1 protein-coding gene is annotated in these 733 nt (G+C 48.6%); it reads right to left on the minus strand.

What is annotated here, in order from left to right; genetic code table 11:
* The coding region (locus G7Y44_RS10310; protein ID WP_165249683.1) for a DUF3990 domain-containing protein at window positions 1-188 on the minus strand (188 nt) is incomplete at its 3' end.
* Window positions 189-733 lie beyond the last annotated feature (545 nt).

Here is a 733-nt window from a genome sequence, read left to right on the forward strand (position 1 = left end):
GTTGCGTCGAGCTCATATTCGTTCGCAAAGCCGTCAGCTCCGTCAGAGGTGCCCCACTCCTTCGCGAGTTCCAAGCTTTCCGTGCAGTAAAACCCAAGCCCGTAGTCGTTATGAGGGTTGCCTGTGCCCCAAATCGGTTTCTCAATGATGTGACTGGAGCCGTGGAATATGGTAAGCAGTTCTGTCATGATAACCTCACAACTATCGTTACAACGATAGTTCATTATAGTATCGCCAAACCGATAGTTCAAGGACGCCCTTTCTGCAGCTCTTGGCTAATTGCTAGGAGCTCAAACTGCACGCTCGCTCGAATCGCCGCGCGCCTCATCACTCCTGATTCTGAGTTGATCCATCACTTACTAACATCGCGCGTATGCAGCCATGATCACGCGGGCGTATTGAGCATTTTGCCCCATTTGTAGAAATTGCAACCTGCCAATTGTAAAGTTTATAACCCGCCAATTGCAGAAGTTATAACCTGCTAATTGCAAAGATTTCAACCTGCCAATTGCAAAATGACTTGCGGGAGCGAAGGTTGTGGGCAGTAGGATTTGTCATAAACTGCGGTCGAAGGCGGAGGAAGCGTGGCGGGGTATACGTCAGTAACATTTTTGTGCAACTGTATAAAACGTGAGCGTCAAAACACCCGCATATTTAGCTTCTAGCCGATAGGTGCCACAATTGTTGCAACCTGATGGAAGGAAGTGACGATGGCACCGCAAGAAAGAAGATC

The organism is Adlercreutzia sp. ZJ141 (assembly GCF_011038965.1).
Lineage (GTDB): Bacteria > Actinomycetota > Coriobacteriia > Coriobacteriales > Eggerthellaceae > ZJ141.